Origin of the sequence: Pseudomonas sp. RL_105y_Pfl2_101 (genome assembly GCF_963970585.1) — a bacterium.
Lineage (GTDB): Bacteria > Pseudomonadota > Gammaproteobacteria > Pseudomonadales > Pseudomonadaceae > Aquipseudomonas.
This window is the reverse complement of record NZ_CAXAPG010000084.1, coordinates 1-3,468: the sequence shown is the minus strand read 5'-3', so window position 1 is coordinate 3,468 and position 3,468 is coordinate 1. Positions and strand designations below refer to the sequence as shown.

The following is a 3,468-nucleotide window of genomic DNA, read 5'->3' as shown; positions in this document are numbered from 1 at the left end:
CATCCGCCGCTTCGAAGAGGGCCAGGCCCTGCCGACGCTGAACGTGCGTCATCGTGAGTACCGATTCCTGCTCCCTGACCGGGTGACAGTCGGCCCAGAAAAGGTGGATTGGATATTTTACGGATGACCTAGCAAACGCTGTTTGTGGTTGAGACCTAAAAGGCATCAGTCAATTGGACTGTGCCGAACTTTGCCCATGGACGGGCGTTTTTGAACAAGGAAAACGGCATGAAAAATATCATCCGCATCGGCGACAAAACAACCGGAGGTGGTTCCGTCCAGTCGGGCTCAACCGTCATGAAATTCGGCAATATCGGGGTCGCTCGGGAAGGCGATCCAGTGGACTGCCCGATTCCAGGTCATGGCCGGACGGTCATCGCCGAAGGCCACCCTACGTTCAAGGACAATGGCGTGCCGGTGGCTTTTGACGGTCATCGTTGCGCCTGTGGCTGTGCACTGATTTCGTCGATGCCTGGCGCGAGGGCACGTTGATCATGCCGGTGCGAATGGATGACATCCCGGCCTTGGCGCCCAGGCCTGTGCGACCCCGCGCCTGGCGGTGGCTCGGGTTATTGGCGTTTTGTTTGCTGTTGGGCGCTGGGGGCATGTTGTCGTTCGCTCCCGAAGCGTTACACCAGAGGCCTGAGGTTTTCTGGAGCCTGACCTTGGGCGTGCCCTTCCTGGGGTGGTGTGCCCTGGGGTTCGGGCGGGCGTTGCTGTATCTCGGTGAGCGAGCGGTGGCCGATGGTTGGGATCAGGCACGCGAAGAGGATTTGTTCCAGAAAACCCGTCAAGGACGCCGTTTTCTGCGGGTGTTGAATGTCGACCTGCACACCGCCCTGCGCGTCCCAGGCGAAGAACCGGCCGTACAACTGGAGGCTTTGCAGAGCGGCATCAAGGTGCAGAGGGTGCAACCTTCGAGGCTCGCCTCGTCGTCGTCATGCCACAGCCGTCTACCGGGCGATGCGACTGAAGAGCTCGAACCGGCGTTGCTGCGTACGTTGCAACAGTTGCTTGGCGAGCTGGCCCCCACCTTGGCGCAACTGCCTGCCCATACACCGCTGGCGTTATTGCTGGAGGGCGATAGCGGCTTGTCGGGCCCAGTGTGGGATCGGACATGGGAGCAGGCATGGCAAGCGTCCGCCATCCGCCAGGTGCCGGTCTCCCTCGAAGGCGATGGTTTGGATGCGCTGGACCATTGGCTCGATCAGCGCTTCGATGATCGGGCCGTGCTGCTGGTCATCGCGTTGCAGTTCGCGCCGCAACAGCCTGAAGGCACGGCGGAAGTGGTCGCCGGTTTGCTCCTGGGCAATCCCCAGACGCACCCCCCCTTGGCGCCGATTGCGTTTCTTCATCGCCCGGAACAGGAGCGGCGACCGTGTCCCGACGCGTTGCGTGATGCCGCGACGCAGGCGCTTGCCTGGGTACCGTTGGAGGCTGAGTCGATCCGGCATGTCTGGCTAGCAGGTGTGAATGCACAACGTCATGCAGCCCTGACCAGCGTTTCAACCCAACTATCGATACCGATGCAGCATGAACAAGGGCTTCGTGATTTGGACGGAGTGCTGGGAAACCCAGGCAAAGCCTCGCCATGGCTGGCGATTGTCGCGGCGACGCAAGCTATCCAGGTTGGCGCGGGGCCGCAGTTTATTTTTAGCGGCAACGGTTGCGCTGACGCCAGGCTTTGGAGCATGGCGTTAACGCCTGCGCCTTCATTATCGGAATAGGACATTCGAATGCAGCTGCGAAGTTTCATAGTCGTGTGGGCGGTGGCCAGTGGTCTGTTGCTGATCAACGCGATCATGGGCGCCATGGTGTGGCGTTACCCCCAATGGCTGGGCATTCAGGCTGGCAGCGACCATCAGGCGCTCGGGTTGCTGGGCATATCCGCAATGGCCCTGCTATCGGTGTTGTTCCTGGGTGGCTTCCATTTTCTAGGCAATGTGATGGGACGTTCGGCTTATCGAACGTATCAGACGGTCAATGGCCCGACTGTCGATAAGGTCGAACCCCACTCGGTAAACGAAGAAGCATCGATCGGACTGCGCGAACACCTGCGCTTCCAATACGGCCCCCTCTGGCGCCACAAAGTCCGCCTCCTGCTCCTCGTCGGCGAACCCACCCAAATCACTGCCATCGCCCCGGAGCTGGAAAAAAAGAAATGGCTCGAAGGCGAGCGCACCGTGCTCCTATGGGGCGGCGGCCTTCAAGAAACGTTGGAAACCCCACTGCTGAACCAATGGCTCACCCTACGCCGTGGGCGGGCGTTCGATGGGGTGGTCTGGGCGCTGGACAAACCGCAAAGCACCGACGACGCGGCGATGGCCAAGGCCATGCGTCACTTGCACGACCTGGCGCGGCGGGTGCGCCGGCAGTTGCCCCTGCATGTGTGGCAGGTTTGCGAAAGCGCCTGGCCGCAAGACAAGCGCGAGACCCAGCCCGTGGGCTGTTTGTTGCCGGCGCGGGTCACGGCGCCGATGTTGGAGACGAGCCTGCGCAACCTGCTCGGCCCCTTGCGTCATGAGGGGTTGGAGCAGATGCAGGTCAACAAGCAGATGCACCACGATTTCCTGCTGCGCCTGTCCCGGGATCTGAAGGTCGAGGGTATTGCCCATTGGCGTCAGGCGCTGGCGCCGTTGTGGGGTGGCTTGAACCCGGGGGTGCTGCTGCGCGGGCTGTGGTTCAGCCTGCCGCTGTCCGTGACGCACAGCAGTGAAAACCTGCACTTCTGGTGGCCGGACCCGGCGTGGCACGGCGTGCAGCGCGACAAGGCGGTTGGCGCTCGCCTGGGCTGGGGCGTACCGCGAATCGCTTACGCGTTGTTCATGGGCCTGGCATTGGTGGGCATCGCGGGGACGGTGCTGTCCTTCGTGAGCAACCGGGCGCAGATCGTCCAGGTGCAGTCGCTGTTGACGGCCTTGCAAGCGTCATCAACGCAAGAAGAACAACTGCTCGCGCTGAACGAACTCGCCCGCGAGTTGGCGCGCCTGGATCACCGCGTCGTGCACGGCGCGCCGTGGCAGCAACGCTTTGGCTTGAACCGCAATGAAACATTGCTTGAGCTGCTGTGGCCACGTTATGTCGAGGCCAACAACCGCCTGATCCGCGACCCGGCGGCAGCGCGGTTGCGCGAGCAACTGAACGCCCTGGTCCAGCTCGCGCCAGGCAGCCCCGAACGGGCCGAGCGCACTCGTGACGCCTACGATCAGCTCAAGGCGTACCTGATGATGGCGCGCCCGGAAAAAGCCGAGGCGCACCTGTTGGTCAAGACCCTGGGCCATGCCGACCCCGCGCGTGACGGCATCGCCCCCGGCCTCTGGCAAACCTATGCACCTAACCTGTGGCAGTTCTACGCCGAGCAATTGCCCGCGCACCCGGACTGGCGCATCGAGGCCGATTCTCGCTTGGTGGCGCAGGTGCGCCAGGTGTTGCTCGATCAGATGGGCCAACGCAACGCCGAGGCCAGCC

The 3,468-nt window shown here is 62.6% G+C and carries 3 protein-coding genes; all 3 read left to right on the top strand.

The genetic code is table 11. The annotated features are described in order from the left end of the window. Nucleotides 1-210: 210 nt before the first annotated feature. Nucleotides 211-492 (top strand): PAAR domain-containing protein, encoded by a 282-nt coding sequence (locus AACY31_RS28315; protein ID WP_339483760.1) that lies wholly within the window; start codon nucleotides 211-213, stop codon nucleotides 490-492. A 179-nt stretch (nucleotides 493-671) separates the two neighbouring features. Beyond that, nucleotides 672-1,727: a hypothetical protein gene (locus tag AACY31_RS28310; RefSeq protein WP_339483761.1), complete on the top strand. Its 1,056-nt coding sequence runs from the start codon at nucleotides 672-674 to the stop codon at nucleotides 1,725-1,727. A gap of 9 nt (nucleotides 1,728-1,736) precedes the next feature. After that, nucleotides 1,737-3,468, top strand: a 1,732-nt coding sequence (locus AACY31_RS28305; RefSeq protein ID WP_339505585.1) for an ImcF-related family protein, incomplete at its 3' end; no start/stop codon positions are given.